The organism is Methyloversatilis sp. S146-33 (assembly GCF_059552495.1).
The window spans coordinates 1-17,988 of the sequence record NZ_JCANOT010000019.1; the positions used below are offsets into that span (position 1 = coordinate 1).

The 17,988-nt window shown below is 65.8% G+C and carries 15 protein-coding genes; 2 read left to right on the forward strand and 13 right to left on the reverse strand.

The window, feature by feature from the left end:
* From AC51BJ_RS05565 to AC51BJ_RS05615, 11 genes are all read right to left on the reverse strand, one after another.
* Positions 1-1,776 (reverse strand): cache domain-containing protein (locus AC51BJ_RS05565; protein WP_496279585.1); only part of this gene is annotated, 1,776 nt, incomplete at its 3' end.
* 11 nt (positions 1,777-1,787) lie between these two features.
* The gene (locus AC51BJ_RS05570; protein ID WP_304002095.1) at positions 1,788-2,297 is read right to left on the reverse strand and encodes a chemotaxis protein CheW; all 510 of its coding nucleotides are present in this window, start codon (positions 2,295-2,297) and stop codon (positions 1,788-1,790) included.
* 159 nt (positions 2,298-2,456) lie between these two features.
* Complete coding sequence (locus tag AC51BJ_RS05575; RefSeq protein WP_496279586.1) at positions 2,457-4,670, reverse strand: chemotaxis protein CheW; 2,214 nt, start codon at positions 4,668-4,670, stop codon at positions 2,457-2,459.
* 31 nt (positions 4,671-4,701) lie between these two features.
* A complete protein-coding gene (locus tag AC51BJ_RS05580) occupies positions 4,702-5,067 on the reverse strand; it encodes a response regulator (protein WP_019917265.1) in 366 nt (121 codons plus the stop codon).
* A gap of 12 nt (positions 5,068-5,079) precedes the next feature.
* The gene (locus tag AC51BJ_RS05585) at positions 5,080-6,177 is read right to left on the reverse strand and encodes a methyl-accepting chemotaxis protein (RefSeq protein ID WP_496279587.1); all 1,098 of its coding nucleotides are present in this window, start codon (positions 6,175-6,177) and stop codon (positions 5,080-5,082) included.
* 142 nt (positions 6,178-6,319) lie between these two features.
* On the reverse strand, positions 6,320-7,267 hold the full coding sequence (motB, locus tag AC51BJ_RS05590) for a flagellar motor protein MotB (RefSeq protein WP_496279588.1): 948 nt from the start codon (positions 7,265-7,267) through the stop codon (positions 6,320-6,322).
* A 50-nt stretch (positions 7,268-7,317) separates the two neighbouring features.
* The gene (gene motA, locus AC51BJ_RS05595) at positions 7,318-8,175 is read right to left on the reverse strand and encodes a flagellar motor stator protein MotA (RefSeq protein WP_019917262.1); all 858 of its coding nucleotides are present in this window, start codon (positions 8,173-8,175) and stop codon (positions 7,318-7,320) included.
* Positions 8,176-8,380: 205 nt separating this feature from the next.
* Positions 8,381-8,920, reverse strand: a complete 540-nt coding sequence (flhC, locus tag AC51BJ_RS05600; RefSeq protein WP_019917261.1) for a flagellar transcriptional regulator FlhC — start codon at positions 8,918-8,920, stop codon at positions 8,381-8,383.
* 17 nt (positions 8,921-8,937) lie between these two features.
* A complete protein-coding gene (flhD, locus tag AC51BJ_RS05605) occupies positions 8,938-9,255 on the reverse strand; it encodes a flagellar transcriptional regulator FlhD (RefSeq protein WP_019917260.1) in 318 nt (105 codons plus the stop codon).
* A gap of 218 nt (positions 9,256-9,473) precedes the next feature.
* On the reverse strand, positions 9,474-11,219 hold the full coding sequence (locus tag AC51BJ_RS05610) for a putative bifunctional diguanylate cyclase/phosphodiesterase (RefSeq protein WP_496279589.1): 1,746 nt from the start codon (positions 11,217-11,219) through the stop codon (positions 9,474-9,476).
* A gap of 127 nt (positions 11,220-11,346) precedes the next feature.
* Positions 11,347-13,308: a diguanylate cyclase gene (locus AC51BJ_RS05615; RefSeq protein ID WP_304002073.1), complete on the reverse strand. Its 1,962-nt coding sequence runs from the start codon at positions 13,306-13,308 to the stop codon at positions 11,347-11,349.
* A gap of 204 nt (positions 13,309-13,512) precedes the next feature.
* Here AC51BJ_RS05615 and AC51BJ_RS05620 point away from each other — a divergent pair, with 204 nt between their 5' ends.
* Positions 13,513-14,052, forward strand: coding sequence for an NUDIX hydrolase (locus tag AC51BJ_RS05620; RefSeq protein ID WP_430434756.1), 540 nt, complete (start codon positions 13,513-13,515; stop codon positions 14,050-14,052).
* 16 nt (positions 14,053-14,068) lie between these two features.
* Here the strand turns inward: AC51BJ_RS05620 and AC51BJ_RS05625 are convergent, their stop codons facing one another.
* Positions 14,069-16,561 (reverse strand): sensor histidine kinase, encoded by a 2,493-nt coding sequence (locus AC51BJ_RS05625; protein ID WP_496279590.1) that lies wholly within the window; start codon positions 16,559-16,561, stop codon positions 14,069-14,071.
* A gap of 86 nt (positions 16,562-16,647) precedes the next feature.
* Between AC51BJ_RS05625 and AC51BJ_RS05630 the strand changes: the two genes are divergently transcribed.
* Complete coding sequence (locus tag AC51BJ_RS05630; protein WP_496279591.1) at positions 16,648-17,346, forward strand: Rieske (2Fe-2S) protein; 699 nt, start codon at positions 16,648-16,650, stop codon at positions 17,344-17,346.
* A gap of 13 nt (positions 17,347-17,359) precedes the next feature.
* Here the strand turns inward: AC51BJ_RS05630 and AC51BJ_RS05635 are convergent, their stop codons facing one another.
* Positions 17,360-17,983 carry a hypothetical protein gene (locus tag AC51BJ_RS05635; protein WP_496279592.1) on the reverse strand — a complete coding sequence of 208 codons (624 nt, stop codon included), beginning with the start codon at positions 17,981-17,983 and terminating at the stop codon, positions 17,360-17,362.
* Positions 17,984-17,988 lie beyond the last annotated feature (5 nt).

A 17,988-nucleotide genomic window follows, 5' to 3' on the forward strand; every position in this document is an offset into this window, starting at 1 on the left:
CACGCCGATGATGTCCGCGATCTTCCGGCTCGAGTCCTGGATGTCCGACATCGTCAACACCACCCGCTTCACCGTCTCCGCGCCGCGCGTCACCGCTTCGTTGCTCTGACGACCCAGCTCGTTCGCCTTCTGCGCACTTTCCGCGTTCTGCTTCACCGTCGCATTGAGCTCTTCCATCGAACTGGCCGTCTCTTCCAGCGAGCTCGCCTGCTCTTCGGTGCGCGAACTCAGGTCACTGTTGCCCGCCGCAATCTCCCGTGCCGCCGTGTTGATCGCTTCGGTCGAATCCTTGATCCGGCCCACCACCTCGCGCAGCTTGTCCACTGTCGTGTTCGTGTCGTCCTTCAGCTGCCCGAACAGGCCGCTGTAGTTACGATCGATGCGTCGCGTCAGATCGCCGCCCGATACGCTACTGAGCACGGCAGCCACATCGGACAGACTGACCGACACCTGTTCGACCAGCCCGTTGAGTCCCTCGGCCAACTGAAGGAAGAATCCCTGTTTGCCGTCGAGCGACAGACGCTGGTTGAAGTCGCCCTGGCCGGCGGCAACGACCAGATCCGTCACTTGCTGTTCGATCGCGACTTCGTCGGTGCGGTCTATCCATTCACCAACGGTGCCGATGCGCTGACCCGACTCGCCAACGATCGGTGTCGACACCAGTTCGAACACATGATGGCCAATGACCAAGCGGGCCCGATAGCCATCTGCCGTGGTCTTGGACTCGCGCACGAAATCCGGATTGGTGCAGATGGCCGAAATGTTGCAACCGATGAACTTGTCGAGCGAGAAGCCCGGGATATGACGCCGCAACTCGTCTGCAATGCGAGTCACCGTTGCGTGCATCGCGCGATTCGCATACAGCACCTTGCCGCTTTCGTCCGCGATGCGTACGTTCGTAGTGACGAAATCGAGCGCCGTGCGCGCACGCAGGTTCTCTTCCGCGACCGCACGCTCAAGCTCCGCGCGCGCCTGCAGATCGGTGCGCATGCGCTCCAGCGCCGACATCAGCTGGCCCACCTCATCCTGCGTGCCGGCGTCGATGCGGCGGTCGAGCACGCCGGATGCGATCTCATTGGCATGGCTGCCGGCGATACGCAGGCGACCGGCGATGCTGCGACCCAGTCGCACGCCGATCACACCGATCACCGCAGCGATCAGCAACGCGATCAGTGCGACACGCAACGCCTCTTTCAGCACCAGCGCATTGACGTCATCGACATAGATGCCGGAACCGACGATCCAGCCCCAGGGCTCAAACTGGCGCACATAGGACACCTTGTCCACCGGCTTGTCGGCACCCGGCCGCGGCCACTGGTAGTCGACGAAGCCGGCGCCGCTCGCCTTGGCCACGGCGACGAATTCGACGAACAGCGCCTTGCCATTCGGGTCCTTCGAGCCGCTGAGATCCTTGCCGTCGAGGTCGGGCTTGGTCGGGTGCATGACCATGCGCGGACCGAAGTCGTTGATCCAGAAATAGTCCTCGCCGTTGTAGCGCATCGTGCGCAGCGTGTTCATCGCCTGCTTGCGCGCCTCCTCCTGCGTCAGTTCGCCGGACAATGCGCGCTTGTGGAAGACATCGACGACGCCCCAGGCCGATTCGACCGCGAAGCGCGCGGCGTTCTTGCGGTCCTCGATCATGGTGCTGCGCATGCCGGCCAGCAGTACCGCGGCAAGCAGCAGGATGCCGGCCAGACTGGCGGCAACGATGACCATCAGCCGCTGCTGGACGGTCAGGCCGCGCGCGGCGGCCGGGGATGCGGAGTGGGAATCCATGTGTGCCACCTTCAGTGAACCTGATCGTCGACCAACGCCATGTCGGCCGACAGCATGAGCTTTTCGATATCGACGACGATGAGCATGCGCTCGTCGATGGAGCCGAGACCGTGGATGTAGCGGGTGTCGAGGCTGGACGAGAATTCCGGGGCCGGCAGGATCTTTGACGATTCGAGCGCCAGCACGTCGGACACCGAATCGACCACCATGCCGACGACACGACCGCCGACATTCAAGATGATGGTGACCGTGAACGGGGTGTATTCGACGACGCCGACACCGAACTTGATGCGAAGGTCGACGATGGGAACGATGGTGCCGCGCAGATTGATCACACCCTTGATGAAGGGGGGTGCGTGCGCGATGCTGGTCACCGCGTCGTAGCCGCGGATCTCCTGCACCTTGAGAATATCGATTGCGTACTCTTCCTCACCCAGCGTGAAGGTGAGGTACTCCTGGGCGTAACTACCCTCCGCGCCGTCGTCCGGCCGGTGCGACACTGCCTGCGCCGCCTGCATCATCGTGAGCTCCCTCGCTGCGATTACGGAAGTTGTAACGGCATGCAAGGCGGGCGCCTTGAGGCTTGGAAGCACCTAATTTTGCGTGTGCACACGGCGCGAGACGGACGGCGACGGCCCCGCCCGACCAGCGGCCGGCGGGGTCATTGAGGACGTTGCGGATCAGGCGGCGACGGCGAGGCGTCCGCGCGCCGATTCGACCAGCGACGGCACGTCAAGAATGAGCCCGACGTGGCCGTCACCCATGATGGTGGCGCCGGAAATGCCGACCACCTTGCGGTAGTTGGCCTCCAGACTCTTGATCACCACTTGGTGCTGACCGACCAGTTCGTCAACGAACAGCGCGATCTTGTCACCATCGGCTTCGAGCACGACGAGGATGCCGCGTTCGAGATCGGTGGTGCCGCCAGCAAGGCCGAGCGCATCCCGCAGCGTCAGGATGTTCAGGTACTCGTTGCGCACCTGCACCAGCCGCGGCTCGCCGCCGACGCTCTTGATCATCGCCGCGGTCGGCTGCAGCGATTCGACGACGTAGTTCAGCGGCACGATATAGGTGTCAGCGCCGACCGCGACCGACATGCCGTCGAGGATGGCCAGCGTCAGCGGCAGGCGCACCGTCATGCGGGTGCCGATGCCGGTCATCGATTCGATGTCCACGCGGCCGCCCATCGCGGTGATGTTCTTCTTCACGACGTCCATGCCGACGCCGCGGCCGGACACCTCGGTCACCTGGTCGGCGGTCGAGAAGCCGGCTTCGAAGATGAGTCCCCACACCTCCTGGTCGCTCATGTTGTCGCTGACCGGCAGGCCGCGCTCGCGTGCCTTCGACAGGATGCGCTCGCGGTTCAGACCGGCACCGTCGTCACCGACCTCGATGACGATGTTGCCGCTCTGGTGCGAAGCCTTCAGCGTGATCGTGCCCTCGCGCGGCTTGCCGCGCGCTTCGCGCACGTCCGGCGTTTCGATGCCGTGATCCAGGCTGTTGCGCACCAGGTGGGTGAGCGGATCGGCGATGCGCTCGATCAGCCCCTTGTCCAGTTCCGTCGATTCGCCGGCGAGCACCAGACGCACCTGCTTGCCCAGCTTCTGCGACAGATCGCGCACCACGCGCGGAAAGCGCGAGAACACGGTGGACATCGGCAGCATGCGGATGGACATGACCGATTCCTGCAGGTCGCGCGTATTGCGCTCGAGCTGCTGCACACCATTCATCAGCCGTTCGAACTCGACCGGGTCGAGCTTCGATGCGGCCGACGCCAGCATCGCCTGCGTAATCACCAGTTCGCCGACCAGATTGATGATCTGGTCCACCTTGTCGACGCCGACGCGGATGGAGGTATCGCCACCGGTCGCTTTGGGGGTGCGCGCAGACGCAGCGGGTTTGGGCGGCTCGGCTGCCTTCTCGGCAACGGGTGCGTGCGACTGCACCGAAGGATGTGCGGCCATCGGGAGCACCGCGGCCTGTTCGGCCGGCAGCGGCTCGAACAGGCCGAAGCTGTCGTCTGCCGACGCCGTTGCCGGCGCAGGCGCGGTCGGCACGCCGGGTGCGGCATCGAAGAAGCCGAAACTGTCGTCCTGCTGAACCGCGACGGCCGGCGCCGGCGGATCGAAAAAGCCGTAACTGCCGTCGTCGGCGCCCGCCGCCGCTTCCGGCGCAGCGTCGTCGAAAAGCCCCCAGGCTTCGTCGCCGCCTGCCGCCGAGGGCGCGCAGGTGCTGTCGGCGTAACTGCCAGGCCTGGCGACAAACTCGACGATGTCACGCACCGCCGTCGCATCGATCTGGCCATTGAGCAGGCACTGCCAGCGGCCGTCCGCGTCGATCGATACATCGACCACGTACACACCGAGCGCCTCGAGTTCGGCGCGCATGTTGTCGATCACGCCGGCCGCGTCGGCACAGCTCTGCGGCAGGACGAAACTGAAACGGAATGAGGACGGGAGTGCCGTGGCCGGCAGCGGCTGCGGGTCTTCGTCGGCCGCGGATGCCGGGTCGGCGTACAGGCGTTTGATCGATGCGCACACTTCGGCCACGCGTGCCATGTCTGCGGCACCCTCGCCGCGATGTGCCGCCACCAGGTCGCGCAGCAGGTCGCCCGCTTCGAGCGAGGCGTCGACCATGGCCGGCGTCATCACCACCTCGTGCTTGCGCACGCGGTCGAGCAGGGTTTCGAGTTCGTGCGTGACTTGGGCGAGATCGTGGAAGCCGAAAGTGCCCGCACTGCCCTTGATCGAATGGGCGGCGCGGAAGATCGCGTTCATTTCTTCGTCATCGACGCTCTGCAGGTCGATGTCGAGCAGCATCTGCTCCATGTTCGCCAGATGCTCCGCCGCTTCCTCGAAGAACACCTGGTAGAACTGGCTCATGTCCACCGTCATGGACTGTCTCCCCGCGCCAGGTAAGGGTGGATCAGCCGATGACTTTCTTCACCACCTCGACCAGCTTCTGCGGGTCGAAGGGCTTGACCAGCCAGCCGGTCGCGCCGGCGGCGCGCCCCTGGGCCTTCATCGCATCGGACGATTCGGTGGTCAGCATCAGGATGGGCGTGGCCTTGTACTGCGCCATGCTGCGCAGGTTGCGGATCAGCGTCAGGCCATCCATGCGCGGCATGTTCTGGTCGGTCAGCACGAGGTTGACCGACTTGGCCTTGGCCTTGTCCAGGCCGTCCTGCCCATCGACAGCCTCGATCACCTCGTATCCCGAGCTCTTCAGCGTGAATGCCACCATCTGACGGATCGACGCGGAATCGTCGATCGCAAGCACGGTCTTTGCCATGGTACTTCTCCTTCAGAACAGTTCTATTTCGCCTTCTTGGTAGGCCTTCTGGGCCACCGGATTCGTGCTGTCTACAACCGCCAGATGCGCCAGTGCGTCGTCGACACGCTGTGCAAGTTCGGGTGATGCGTGGCCCAGCGCCGCCGCACGCGACAGTTCGCGCACGCTGGCGCACACGCCGTCGATGGCATCGATGCGCTTCTGCACGTGGCCGATCAGCTGCGCGGTCATGTCCTGAAACTGCAGCGAGGTCACGGCGTGCGCCACTGCCAGATCGACGCGTTCGACCGAGGCGCCCAGATCGACGATGGACCGCTGGCGGCGCTGGTGCAGCATTTCGAGGCCGCGTACGACGGTTTCGACCCGTGTTTTCGACTCGAGCGCGAAGGTCATGTCCTGGGCGGCCATGTGGGCCAGCGCCGACTCGGTCATCTTCACGTTGGCCTGCACGCGGTCGACCAGGGTGACGATCTGCTGACTGAAATCGCTGGTGCGCGCCGACAGGTCCCGCACCTCGTCGGCCACCACCGCAAAGCCGCGGCCGGCCTCGCCAGCGCGCGCCGCCTCGATCGCCGCATTCAGCGCGAGCAGATTGGTCTGCTTGGAAATGCCGCCGATCTCGCCGAGCAGGGCGCGCACGCCCTCGGTTTCGCGCGCGATGCCTTCGGTCAGTTCGACCAGCTCCATGCCCAGCTTGCTATTGTGGACCACGCTATCGACGACGCGCTGCATGGTGCCGGATGTTTCGTCGACGAAGCTCGCGAAGTCAAACTGTTCGCTGCCGTCACCGCCGGTCAGCGCCATCGCCGTCTCGCGCTGGCTCGTGGTTTCGCCGTGCATGTTGTGGAAGCTCTGGGTGAGGCCGCCGATCGCTTCGTGCAGCAGCTGCTGCACGCGTGTCAGTTCCTCGTTCATCCGGATGCACTGGCCATGCACCACGTCCGAACTGCCGATCACTCGCTGATGGGCAGGGTCGGGGTCGGTCTGCACGCTGAGTGCCTCTTCCGAAATCGCCGGCGCCGGACGACCGGACAGCAGCACGATCAGCGTCCACAGCACTGCAGCGCCCGCAACGGCTGCCATGACCGGCAGCACGGACTGGGTCGCCATCAGGGCCCCGGCAGCGGCGCATACGGCGGATCCGGCCCAGGCGGCTAAAAGCGCGATCGGTCTTATTCTCATGGCATCTTGAATTACATGGCAACGATACGGACTGACTTCATGTCTTACGGCATTACCAGGCATAACTTGATCAGGGCGGCGTCACCGCACCGGCCGCTCCGGCCACGTCCTCGACGTTGACCGAACGTCCGTCCGACAGCATCGCCTGCTCGGTGTCGCGGTTCAGCACGATGATGCTGATGCGACGGTTGATCGGGTTGAACGGGTCGTCCTTGTCGAAGGGAATGATGGAACTCATGCCCACCACCCGCAGCACTTTCTCCGGATCCATGCCGCCAGCGATCAACTCACGGCGCGAGGCGTTGGCGCGGTTGGAAGACAGCTCCCAATTGGAGAAACCGCCGACGCCGCCGGCAAACGGCTTGGCGTCGGTATGCCCGGACAGGAAAACGCGGTTGTCGACCTGGTTCAGGATGAGGCCGATCTCGCGCAGGATGACCTGCGTGTAGGGCTGCAGCCGGTCGCTGGCCGAGGCGAACATCGGCCGGTTCTGCTCGTCGACGATCTGGATGCGCAGCCCTTCGGACGTCACGTCCAGCATGAGCTGGTTGCGGAAGGGGCGCAGGTCGGGATTGGCTTCGATGCGCGCCTCGATCTGGCTCTTCAGCTCGATCAGCTTGACGCGCTCCTGGCGCTGCTGCTCGCGCTTCATCTCCTCGGACTTCTGGTCTTCGCTGCTGGCGCTGAGATTGATCGACCGCTGCTTGGTCTCGACCGCGCCGTACTTCACCTGACCGGCCTGCCGCGTCAGGTCGCGTCCACCGCCCTGGATGACGCTCGAACTGTCGCCCGATCCGGAGCCGCCCTGCTGCGCCACCTTCAGCGGGTTCTCGAAGTACTCGGCAATCCCTTCGAGGTCGCCCTGCGCGGTCGAGCCGAGCAGCCACATCAGCAGGAAGAAGGCCATCATCGCGGTCACGAAGTCGGCGTAGGCGATCTTCCAGGCGCCGCCGTGCGCGCCGCCGCCGCCCTTCTTGATCTTCTTGACGATGATTGGCTGCTGGGTATCGTCGGACATGGCTCAACCGATGGTGTATGAGGAGGTCAGGAGATGAGCGTTGCGCCCGCTCACTTGCCCTTGCGGCTCTTCACTTCGTCCTCCAGCTCCTTGAAGCTGGGGCGGTCCGGCGAGTACAGCACCTTGCGGCCGAACTCGATCGCCACCTGCGGCGCATAGCCGTTCATGCTGGCCAGCAGCACGACCTTCATGCATTCGTAGATCTTGCCGCCCTCTTCCATCTTCTGTTCGAGCTGGGAGGCGATCGGCGCGACGAAACCGTAGGAGAGCAGGATGCCGAGGAAGGTGCCGACCAGCGCGCCGCCGATCATCTTGCCCAGCACGGCCGGCGGCTGACCGACCGAGCCCATCACGTTCACCACACCCATCACCGCGACGACGATGCCGAAGGCCGGCACGCCGTCGGCCATCTTCGACACGCAATGCACCGCGACATGCTGCTCGGAGTGGTGGGTTTCGATCTCGGCGTCCATCAGGTCGGCGATCTCGAAGGCGTTCAGGTTGCCGCCCACCATCATCCGCAGGTAGTCGGTCAGGAAATCCACCGCGTGGTGGTCGGCGAGGAAGTTGGGGTACTTGGAGAAGATGGGGCTGGATTCGGGATTCTCGACGTCGGCTTCGATCGACATCAGCCCTTCCTTGCGCACCTTGGCCAGGATTTCGTACAGCATGGCCAGCACGTCCACGTAGAAGGCCTTGTTGTAGGACGAACCCTTGAATACCGACGGCAGCGCGGCCACCGTCGCCTTGATTGCAGCCATGCCGTTGCCGGCCACGAAGCCACCGATCATCAGACCGAAGATGGCGACGTACTCGGCGGGCACCCACAGCGCGGCCAGACTGCCGTGCAGTGCGTAGGTGCCGACCGAAGCGGCAAGGATGATCACGTAGCCGATGATCAGAAACATGGAATTTCCCTGTGTATGACGGATGTTCGGGGCATCAATCACTGCGTGCCTGCTGGTCTAACGGCACCACCTCAGGAAACTTGACCAAGTCTGCTACGCAGGTGAACAGCACCCGACGCACAAAAAAATGCCGCTGCGGGTTGCCCCGCAGCGGCGAGCTCCTTGCTCGCGCAAGGAGGAGGTCAGACAGGAGAGAGAAAACGGATCAGGCGGCGATCAGCGCCTCGCGGGCACGGCGCGTCTTGCCGGCGCGTGCGGGAATGTTGCACAGGCCGCAGACATAGCTGGCCTTCGGGTCGTAGGCGTGCGCCACGAAGTGGCCGCCGCAGCAGGTGCACTTCGTGTGCTGCAGCAGCTTGGCGTCGAAGAAGCGCACCAGCGTCCAGGCGCGGGTGAGACTCAGCACTTCTTCCATGTCGTGCGTCTGCACGTGTTCCTGGTAGAGCTTGAACGCCTTGACGATGCAGTCCAGCTGGTTGAGACCGGTGTTCTGCTTGAAGAAACTGAAGAAGGACATGAACAGCGAAGCGTGAATGTTCGGCTGCCAGGTCATGAACCAGTCGGTCGAGAAAGGCAGCATGCCCTTCGGCGGCGACACGCCCTTCACTTCCTTGTACAGCTTGAGCAGACGCTCACGCGACAGATGGGTTTCGGCTTCCAGCAGCTGCAGGCGGGCGCCCAGCTGGATCAGGTTCACCGCCAGCGCGATTTCGCGACCTTCGGAAACGATGCTCTTGTTTTTCATGACCTTGACTCCCTGACTCAGGAAACCGCTTCGACCGGCTGCGCGCAGGCCAGGATGGTCGCGTGCAGGTGGGAGGTCGATGCGTCACGACCGTGGCTGGACAACAGGCCGAGCAGGACGCGGTCGTCGAAACGCAGGCGGCACAGCATCATGTTGGCGCTGGCCATCTTCAGGACCTGTGCCGGGGAGAGCGACTCGATCATGCCGGCGACTTCCTCGCTGACACCGAGGCGGAACATCGCTGCATCGCGGTCCTCGCGGATCATCTGCTGAGCGAGCATCAGATAGGCAAGATTCAGTTCGCGAATCTCGTTGAGCAAGCCGGTCGTCTTCATGCCTCGATCCCTCCTTGGAGCAGGTGCAGAGTGCGCCTGTGTGTGGGATGCATTCTGCCGAGAGGGGCGCCGATGCCCAATCAGGGGCTGGCGAAACTTGCTGTACGAAGGGGCGAACGAAATCCTGTAAGAAAAATTCTTACATTTCGGGCGTGTACGGGGAGTGCCACCCTGAAAATCGGGCGGACAGGGCAGGTAACGGCAGCGCCGGGAAAAACTTAAATCAGAAGTGAGCCGTCCAGGATGCGGGCGCAGAGCACGTCGGCGTCCACCGGTCGCGAGAAGAAATAGCCCTGGAAGCGGTCGCACTGCTCGCGCATCAGGAAGCCCAGCTGTTCTGGCGTTTCCACGCCCTCCGCCACCGTGGTCAGGCGCAGGCTGCGGGCCAGCGCGATGATGACGCGGATGATGGCGGCGTCGTCCTCGTCCTCGTTGATGTCGCGGACGAAGGACTTGTCGATCTTGACGATGTCGATCGGGAAGCGCTTCAGGTAGGACAGCGATGAATAGCCGGTGCCGAAGTCGTCCATCGAGATTCGGACGCCCATGTTCTTCAGCGCCTTCAGCATGCCGATGGTCGTTTCGGCGTCCTTCATCAGCACCGATTCGGTGATTTCGAGCACCAGCTTCTCCGGCGGAAAACCAGTGTCCTCCAGCGTGGTGCGCACGGTTTCGAGCAGCCGCGGCTGGGCGAACTGCACGGCCGACACATTGACCGACATCGACAGGTCGGTCATGCCCTGTTCGTGCCACAGCCTGCCCTGGCTGCAGGCTTCGCGCATGACCCAGGCGCCGATCTCGACGATGAGTCCGGATTCGTCGGCCAGCGGAATGAAACGGTCCGGCGACACGACGCCGCGCTGCGGATGCTTCCAGCGCAGCAGCGCCTCCACGCCGGAAGGGCGGCCGGTCACGCCATTCAGGATGGGCTGGTAGTTCAGGAACAGTTCGCCGCGTTGCACCGCGTGCCGCAGGTGCGTTTCCAGCACCAGCTTCTCGGCCGAGCTGGCGCTCATCTCACGCGCGTAGAAGCTCATGCCGTTGCCGCCGGAGCGCTTCGCGCTGGCCATCGCCGCTTCGGCATTCATGATCAGGGACTGCGCATCGTCGCCATCGTCCGGCGTCATCGCCACGCCGACCGAAGCGGTCAGGAACAGTTCGAGGCCGTCCTTGATGATCGGTGTGGAAAAGGCGTCCATCAGCCGCTGCGCAAGTGCCGACGCCAGCGCACGCGTGGTGCAGGCCGGCGCGAACACGCAGAAGCGGTCACCGCTGAGGCGGGCGATCATCGCGCCATCTCCGGCGCGCTCTATCAGCCGGCGCACCGCTTCGCGCAGCACCGCATTGCCGGCTTCGTAGCCGAAGCTGGTGTTGATGCGCAGGAAGCGGTCGATATCCACCACCATCAGCGTGGCGTGGCTGGCTTCGACGCTGCGGCGGGCGGTGTCGAGCCAGTCGTCGATCTGGGCGCGCAGCAGGGTCTGGTTGGGCAGTGCCGACAGCGTGTCGAAGAAAGCCAGCGCATGGATGCGCGCGTCCGCCGTCTGCACCGCGCGCCGCGTCTCGACGCCGCGCAGTTCGCGTTCGATCACCGGCACCAGGCGGGCGATATTGCCCTTCTGGACGTAGTCGGCAACGCCGTTGCGCATGGCTGAGAAGGCCATGTGGTCGGAAATCTTGCCGGAGTAGATGATGAAGGGAATGTCGCGCCCGCTGCGGCGCACGACCTCGAGCGCGGACGCCGAATCGAAGCCGGGCATGGCGTGGTCGGAAATGACCAGATCCCATTCGCGCTCTTCCAGCGCGCGGGCGAGATCGCCGGCGCTATCGACGCGCTCGGAATACGTGTCCAGCCCGCGCGCGCTCAGTTGAGCGTTCAGCAGGAAGACATCGTCTTCATTGTCCTCGACCATCAATACCTTGATGGTTCTGAACCCTCCCATCTTGTCAGAGTGACGGTCCATCCACTTCATTCCGGGTCGTGAGCACGATCAACGGGATCAATGGACGGCAAGATCTGCCGAAACTTGAGCAACGACTTTTGCCGGATGCGGGCAAAAGTCTCTCTTTACCCTTTCGGTTGAGGGGGGATTAGGACCTGTTCACCGCCCATTCCGCCGCGTGCGCCCGGTTGCGCCCGGCACTCTTGGCGGCGACCAGTGCCTGGTCGGCGAAAGTGAGCAGCGCGTCGGCGTCCGGCATGGCCGGCAGGCGCTCGGCCACGCCGATGCTGATCGAACTGGTCAGGCGCAGGCGACCGGCCTGCACCGGTGCCGCGGCGACGCCGGCGCACACGCGCTGCGCGCAGGCCATCGCCTGTTCCAGATCGGTGTCCGGGCAGATGATCAGGAACTCGTCGCCGCCGGTGCGGCACACCACGTCCTGCGCGCGCATGCATTCGCGGATCGCCCGGGCGGTCTGTTCCAGCACCTGATCGGCGACATCCCGCCCGTAGGTTTCATTGATCTGACGGAAATGGTCGATGTCGATCAGCAGGCAGGACAGAGGGCGCTCACTGCGTTGCGCGATCGCCCATTCCTGAGCGATGCGGCTCATCGCGTAGCGGCGGTTCGGGAAGCCGGTCAGCGCGTCGGTCAGCGCGACCTCCTGCAGGCGGCGGTTGCTCACGCCCAGTTCGGCTGCGTAGCGGCGGATTTCCTCGCGCTCGCTCTCCAGTTCGCGCTGCATGCGCACCAGACGCTGACCTGCACGCAGCCGCGCTTCGAGCACGCGCGGCCGCAGCGGCTTGACCATGTAGTCATCGACGCCCGATTCGAAGGCCTCGATCAAGCGCTGATCCTCTTCGTGACTGGTGAGCAGGATGATGTAGATGTTGCGGCCCATGCGGGTCTGGCGCAGCGTGCGCGTCAGTTCGAGGCCGTTCATCTGCGGCATCACCCAGTCGACCACCATGATGTGCGGCTGGAACTCGAGCGCCAGATCCATGCCGCGTACGCCGTCCTCTGCCACCGCGACCTGATAGCCGCCGCGTACCAGCAAGGTCTGCAGTGTCAGCCGGGTGGCCGCGTCGTCCTCCACCACCAGCACGCGCAAGCCTTCGCTGCCCGGCGCGTCGTTGGCCGCCTGCTGCGCTGCCGGCGCTGGCGGCGCGGCCGGGACGGGCGGCGGAGCCGGTACCAGCGTGTCGGCAAGTCCATCGAGACTGGGCAAGGCATAGGCATCGACCGGCAGCATCTGCGACCAGTCCTTCCAGTCGAGGGCGACTTCCTCGCACAGCGCGGACACCTGCTCCGGCACCCACTCCATGCGAGCCGCCAGCGCGCGCGCGGCGTCCAGACTTTGCGCCCGGCTGGCTTCATCGGCCATGCAGGCGCTCTCGATGGCGCGGGCCAGGCCCAGTGCCATCGTCAGACCGTACTCGCGCGAGCCCGGATCAACCGGCGTGCTCAGTGCCGACTCGTGGCCCAGCACCGCGGCGACGAAGAAGCGCGGCATGCCCCAGTCGAGCAGCATCGCCGCACTCAGTTCGACGTGGGTCATCGCGAACGCCTGGCGCTCCTGTTCGAGCAGGCAGGCCGGGTCGCCGCGCGCTTCGTCGAGCACGCGCGAATACTGCACCGGGAACACGCTGGCCAGACCGAGGGCGCCGACCCCCGACAGCAGGCCGACGCTGAAGCTCTCCTCGACACCGGCGCTGCGCAGTCGCATGACGATCTTCTGCATCGCGATGGCGCGGATGACCGACCCGGTCCAGAAGCGTGTGTAGGGGAAGCTGCGGCAGAGACCTTCGCCGTTGCTCGAAATCAGCGAGAAGCCCAGCGCCAGGTTGCGCACCGCCGCCATGCCAAGCACCGCCAGCGCATCGCGCAGCGCGACCACCGGGCGCGAGCCCTGCGGCAGCGTGCCGTTGGCGGCACGTACCAGACGCCCGACCAGTGCCGGATCGCCCTGGATCAGCCGGGCCAGTTCAGCCAGCGAGGCGTCACCGCGCTGGCTCATGCGGGCAATCGACAAGGCGATGCCCTTGGGCGACGGCAATTCGCCCGCGGCCTTTATTTCCTGGAAGCGGCGTGTATCGATCAGGTCATTCATTCGTGAATCCGGGCTGTGCAGCAACCGTTTCAACGAGGCGGCGCGCGCGTGACCACCCCGAATCAATCGGCATTGGCTTTCCTTACGGCCGGGGAGTCTCCCGACTTGAGGGCAACAGCAAAAATCCGGCCACCCCATGCGCATCCGCCGGGGGCGGCGCTACACTCGTGGCCTGCTCAGCAACACGGCTTTGCCACCCGACACATGAAGTACTGCGCCCATTGCGGCAGCGAGGTCGAACTGCGCGTTCCGGCGGGCGACAACCGCCCGCGCCACGTCTGCCCGGCCTGCGGCAGCATTCATTATCAGAACCCGCGCATGGTGGTCGGTACGCTGCCGGTGTGGGAAGACAAGGTGATGCTGTGCCGGCGGGCGATCGAGCCGCGCCACGGCTACTGGACGCTGCCTGCCGGCTTCATGGAGAACGGAGAGAGCGCCGCCGAGGGCGCGATGCGCGAGACGCGCGAAGAGGCCTGCGCGCGGGTGGAACTGCTGGCGCCCTACACGATGGTGAGCGTGCCCTTCATCGACCAGATCCACCTGCTGTTCCGCGCCCGGCTGCTCGACCTCGATTTCGCGCCGGGCACCGAATCACTGGAAGTGAAGCTGTTCGACGAGGCCGACATCCCGTGGGACGAACTGGCCTTCCGCAGCGTGTCGCTCACCTTGCGCACCTTTTTCGAGGAGCGCCGACAAGGCAACTTCGGCGTCCATCACTTCACGCTGCCTGCCGCCGCCAGCTGAGCGCGCCTGCGCCGGCTCAGGCCTCGACCACCTCGGCGGCGGCGCCGAAGCTGAAACTGAAGGTCGCCCCCTGCCCCGGCACGCCCTCGGCCGCGACGCGGCCGCCATGCAGCCGGATGATGCGCTGCACGATGGCCAGACCGATGCCACTGCCGTCGTATTCGCGATTGTTGTGCAGGCGCTGGAAGGGCGCGAACAGGCGCCCGACGTACGCCATGTCGAAGCCGGCGCCGTTGTCGCGCACGTAATAGGCGGTCTGTTCGCCCAGCCGGGACTGTCCGATCTCGATGCGCGGCTGCGGCTGCAGTCGGGTGAACTTCCACGCGTTGCGCAGCAGGTTTTCCAGCACGATGCGGGCGAGGCCGGGATCGGCGTCCACCCACAGGCCTTCCGGAATCACCCACTGCACCTGTCGTGACGGCGCCTCGGCGTCGAGTTCGCGCGCGATGTCGCGAGCGACGTCCGACAGATTGGTCAGCGTGCGGCGCACCTCGGCGCGCGACACGCGCGACAGTTCGAGCAGGTCGTCGATCAGTTCGCCCATGCGCTGGCTGTTGCGACGGATGCGCGCGAGGTACTCGCGCCCCTGCTCGTCCAGCAGATCGCCGTAGTCCTCGACCAGCAATCGCGAAAAACCGTCGAGCGCACGCAGCGGTGCGCGCAGGTCGTGCGACACCGAATAGCTGAAGGCCTCCAGCTCCTTGACCGCCGCTTCCAGCGCCGCGGTGCGCGCGCCGACACGTCGTTCCAGTTCGTCGTTCTGCGACTGCACACTCTGCACGTGCTCGGCCTGTATGCGCGCCGCCTCGCGCTGCGCGGTCACGTCGCGGCGTACCGACACCAGACCATTGAAGGCGCCGTCGTCGTCGACCAGCGGAATGATGCTGACGTCGTAGACGCGCGGATCGTTGCCGGCCAGGTCGACCACCTGTTCCTCGAAATGCGGCTTGCAGGTGCGGGCGACCTCCTGCGCGATGGCGTGGTTGTGCAGCAGCACCTCGGACAGCGAGGGCAGATGCGCTGCCAGTTCCTCGCTGGTCGCCCCCAGCCAGGCCGTCTTCTTCAGGCAACGCGTGTCGAGCAGCGCGCGGTTGGCCAGGCGCCAGCGCAGGTGCCTGTCCTTCAGCACGATCAGGTCGGGCAGCGCATCGACCAGCGCGCGCAGGCGGAACTCCTCTTCGCGCAGCGCCTCGCGCGCCTGCATTTCGGCGGTGATGTCGCGGCTGACGCCGCGATAGCCGGAAAAGGCGCCGGACGCGTCGAACACCGGTTCGCCGGACGAGGCGAGGTAGCGCCAGCGCGAACCGTCACGGCGGCGCGACAGGAAATCGCGGAAGGCTTCGTGCCGTTCCAGTGTCTGCCGCAGCAGGCCCCAGGGCTGGGTCAGCGCTTCCTCGCCGGAAATTTCCCACGGCGCGCAGCCATCCAGCTCGGTGTCACCGAAGTGTGCGTCGGTCAGTTCGTCCGGCAGCCGGTGGTAGCGCAGTTCGGCGTCCAGTTCCCAGTGCCAGTCGGCCGACAGCAGGGTCAGCGCGCGGAAATGCGATTCGCGCTCGCGCAGCGCGCGTCGGGCCGCCTGCTTCTCCGACATCGCGGCGCCGATGAACAGCGCGGTCGCGGCGGTCAGCATGATCAGGCCGTGCAGCACCAGCAGCTGCACCTGCATCGGGTGCGGGCTGAACGGCGACGTGCCGTTGGCGGTGCCGGCCAGCGCCATCATCGAAGTGATCAGGAAAGCGGTCCAGCCGACGCGCGGCGGGAAACGCAGCGCCACCCACACGACCAGCGGCAGCGCGACGTAGAGCTGCAGCATCGGGTCCGGCAGCAGCGCGACGCCGGCGAAGGTAACGCTGAGGAGGGCCATCAGCGCGCCGACGACGACGATCTGCTCGGGCAGGCGGCGCTTGAGCTGCTGCAGCGGCCGGCGCGCGCCCCAGGCCAGCAGCGGCAGCACGGTGACGATGGCGCCGAGCGCGTCACCGAGCCAGGCGGTGGAACCGATCTCCAGCCAGCGCTCGGGCGGCAGACCATGCTGCAGCACGCTGCCGGTCAGTGTCGCCAGGGCACTGGGCACCGCCATCAGATAGATCACGGCCATCAGCTTGAGCGCACCATCGGTGCGTTCGAGCAGATCGGTCGGTTGCGCGGTCAGACGGCGCAGCAGCACCGCACCGGCCCACGGCGCAAGGACCTGGCCGGCGGAGAACAGCATGATCATCGCCGCGCCCTGACGCGCCAGCACTGCCGACGCAAGCACGCCGACGACCACGCCGGGCAGCCAGCGCGCGCCGCCCTGCAGCAGCGCGAACAGGGCGAGCCCCATCGGCGCCCACATCGGCATCTGACCCGAGGCAACGTCGCGCAGCCGGAAGCTGAGGGCGGCGAGCAGGCAGTAGGCGACGGCGATCAGCAGATTGACCACAAACCCGTGCCCCGGCGCGCGAGCGCGCCCGGCCGACGGATCGGCCGGCTCCGACGGCGACGGCAGCGACTGCGGCGGCGTGCTCAATTCTGTCTCCGGCCGGCTTGACTACCGCGGCGGCACTTTCTAGTTTTCAACGACTGCCGCACGAATGTTTCCTGTGGAGCGTGATGATGGAAAGACGCAGCTTTATCGCCGCGTGCAGCGCCGCCTGCGGACTGGCCGGACTGAACCTGCCCGCGCGCGCCGCCGTGGCGCGGGAATACCCGCGCAGCGTACTGACCGACGGCGAAGGTCGGCCGCTGAAGGCGTCCTCGCTCAAGCCGGGCGTCAATTATGTATTCCAGTGGCCGTATCCGGCCACGCCCTGTTTCCTGCTGGATCTGGGCAGGAAGGTCGACGGCACGACGAAGCTGCGTACCGCCGACGGGCAACAGTACGACTGGCCCGGCGGCGTCGGCCGGGCCCAGTCCATCGTCGCCTACTCGGCCATATGCTCGCACAAGCTCACGCATCCGACACGGGACATCAGTTTCATCGCCTACCGTGACGAAGCGACTGCACACAGCCGCCGCGCCCGCGTGATCCACTGCTGTTCCGAGCACAGCCAGTTCGATCCGGCCGCCGGCGCGCGCGTACTCGAAGGCCCGGCGCCGCAGCCACTGGCCGGCATCGTGCTCGAATACGCGGCAGAACGCGATGAACTGGTGGCCGTCGCCACGCTGGGCGCCGACGTGTTCGACCGCTTCTTCCAGAGCTTCGGTTTCCGGCTGGCGCTGGATCACGGTGGCGACCGCGCGATGAAACCGGTCGGCGCGACCACGCGGGTGGTCGCAATGGACAGCTTCTGCCGTCAGCAGGTGCGCTGCTGACGGTGTCGAGGGTTCAACCGGGTAGCGGTGGCTCGGCATCATCGGAACGGGCGGCATCTCCCGCTTCCAGCTCGAGTTCGACGGTAAACCCGTGCGCCGGAAGCGACGTCGGTATTACGGCCCGCCCGGCCGCTGCCTTGAAGGCGGCCAGCACCGCCGCGTCGACCTCGTCACGGCCGCTGCTGCGCGCCAGGTCGACGCCGACCACCCGCCGCGCCAGTACGTGCAACTGCACCGACATCGACGCGGCGCGCCGCTCCGTCGCCCATCCATCGGCGACGACCACACGCGCCAGCGCGTAGCGCAACGCCCGCAACGCGTCCTCGCCCGGTGCCGGCAACGCTGGCTCGGCGACCGGCGGCGGCATGCGCGCAGCCGCGACGGTGGTGCCCGTCGCCGAAACCGGCGCCGCGCGCGGCTCGTCCGCCACCACGTCCGTCTCCACAGTCGCGCTGTCCTCCGCCGGCGAGGCGCTCTGGCCGACCGGCTTCAGCGTCAGCCGGAGCACGCGCTGGCTGGGCTGCGGCGCCACGGACGGCAGCGGCCAGAAAACAAGCAGGTGCAGCAGGGCTGACAGCGCCAGAGCACAGCCGAGGGAACGATGCGTCGCAAACGATTGACGCGGTTGCAAATTCATCTTCC

Excerpts from the sequence above, each read along its gene's own strand:
- AC51BJ_RS05570 (WP_304002095.1), bottom strand. The coding sequence starts at position 2,297 with ATGATGCAGGCGGCGCAGGCAGTGTCGCACCGGCCGGACGACGGCGCG.
- AC51BJ_RS05575 (WP_496279586.1), bottom strand. The coding sequence starts at position 4,670 with ATGACGGTGGACATGAGCCAGTTCTACCAGGTGTTCTTCGAGGAAGCG.
- AC51BJ_RS05580 (WP_019917265.1), bottom strand. The coding sequence starts at position 5,067 with ATGGCAAAGACCGTGCTTGCGATCGACGATTCCGCGTCGATCCGTCAG.
- AC51BJ_RS05585 (WP_496279587.1), bottom strand. The coding sequence starts at position 6,177 with ATGGCGACCCAGTCCGTGCTGCCGGTCATGGCAGCCGTTGCGGGCGCT.
- motB (WP_496279588.1), bottom strand. The coding sequence starts at position 7,267 with ATGTCCGACGATACCCAGCAGCCAATCATCGTCAAGAAGATCAAGAAG.
- motA (WP_019917262.1), bottom strand. The coding sequence starts at position 8,175 with ATGTTTCTGATCATCGGCTACGTGATCATCCTTGCCGCTTCGGTCGGC.
- flhC (WP_019917261.1), bottom strand. The coding sequence starts at position 8,920 with ATGAAAAACAAGAGCATCGTTTCCGAAGGTCGCGAAATCGCGCTGGCG.
- flhD (WP_019917260.1), bottom strand. The coding sequence starts at position 9,255 with ATGAAGACGACCGGCTTGCTCAACGAGATTCGCGAACTGAATCTTGCC.
- AC51BJ_RS05610 (WP_496279589.1), bottom strand. The coding sequence starts at position 11,219 with ATGGACCGTCACTCTGACAAGATGGGAGGGTTCAGAACCATCAAGGTA.
- AC51BJ_RS05615 (WP_304002073.1), bottom strand. The coding sequence starts at position 13,308 with ATGAATGACCTGATCGATACACGCCGCTTCCAGGAAATAAAGGCCGCG.
- AC51BJ_RS05620 (WP_430434756.1), top strand. The coding sequence starts at position 13,513 with ATGAAGTACTGCGCCCATTGCGGCAGCGAGGTCGAACTGCGCGTTCCG.
- AC51BJ_RS05630 (WP_496279591.1), top strand. The coding sequence starts at position 16,648 with ATGGAAAGACGCAGCTTTATCGCCGCGTGCAGCGCCGCCTGCGGACTG.
- AC51BJ_RS05635 (WP_496279592.1), bottom strand. The coding sequence starts at position 17,983 with ATGAATTTGCAACCGCGTCAATCGTTTGCGACGCATCGTTCCCTCGGC.